The sequence below is a fragment of the Synechococcus sp. R55.2 genome, from assembly GCF_047462075.1.
Taxonomy (GTDB): domain Bacteria; phylum Cyanobacteriota; class Cyanobacteriia; order Thermostichales; family Thermostichaceae; genus Thermostichus.
Map to the genome: position 1 here is coordinate 1 of NZ_JANSIH010000086.1, position 1,088 is coordinate 1,088.

General features: G+C 48.3%; 2 protein-coding genes. Both read right to left on the reverse strand.

The features are described from left to right. Window positions 1–616: 616 nt before the first annotated feature. Window positions 617–832, reverse strand: a complete 216-nt coding sequence (locus NW838_RS03220) for an IS630 transposase-related protein (RefSeq protein WP_414329292.1) — start codon at window positions 830–832, stop codon at window positions 617–619. Window positions 833–889: 57 nt separating this feature from the next. After that, the coding region (locus tag NW838_RS03225; protein ID WP_414427488.1) for a hypothetical protein at window positions 890–1,088 on the reverse strand (199 nt) is incomplete at its 5' end.

The following is a 1,088-nucleotide window of genomic DNA, read 5'->3' on the forward strand; positions in this document are numbered from 1 at the left end:
ATAAAGTTCAGTTCTACCGGGTAGAGTCAGGGATCCCATGACTTCAATCTAGCAAGGATATGGCTTTTCTCGGCAACACTGACTCCAACCCATGTGGAGACACAGTCATTCTGAACAATCATTCTGAACAAGTTTGGGAAGCTCGTCCTGCTTTCAAGCTCCAACCTGCTAGCACAAATGGCAATAGCTCGTCGCATCGCAGGATCAAAGTACCTCTTTTGACGGGTAGACCTCCATGATTTGGGAAGGATAAGTTGATTTGTGATTAACATAATTTTGTCCAGAGTTCTGGTAGTTCATTTACATAAGATATAGCAGCAATGGAAAGTCGCTTAAGTTTATTAACTAGGGATATATTGAATTCTGAGACAATCTTTTGAGTAGATTCAGGTATAAATTGCCTGTGACAATCCTGGCATCGATAATGCTGCTTTCCATTATGGATCTTGTCGTATCTAAGTTAAAAGAATGACGGCTTGGGCAAGTCAGCATGAGCTTACTCAGAAACACGAAAAATCTAGGGTAATAGTATCATTGCTCCCAGAGCACCACCAGTATAGTCAATAGGGCAAGGGCTCCGTCCCGCTGGCGCGACCCGAATCTCTGAGCTCTATCCTTACAATTGAGCTCCTGGATCCTGGCCTATGTCTTGCTGCAGGGCGGCCAAGTCTATCTTTGGCTTCTGGGTCTTGACTTTTGTCGGCCTGAGGTCTTCTAGGTTCAGCCAGCGATAGACCGTTGCACGCCTGACTTTGTACATCTGTTGTACATCTGTGGGGTTGCCCTCTTCCTGGACATACCCTACGGCTGTCTCCCTACCGCAGTTCTCCACAGGGCCAGTTGCCAGCGAGCGGAGCCGGTGTGAGCTGGCGCATTCGCCCTAGCTTTCTCAGATCGTCCGCAGTCCGTCGGGGAAAGCTGCAGAAGAAACTCGAAAAATCTGTTCATGGCGAGCTTTTTTGTCTTTACTTCGCTGATCCGATTGCCCCAACGGTTGCCCTGTTGGCAAGAGCCAGCCGTGACTTGAGACTGCCCCCCTTTTCCTGTCGGATTGGAGTGCGATATGCTGGTTTTCCACCTCTAAAAGC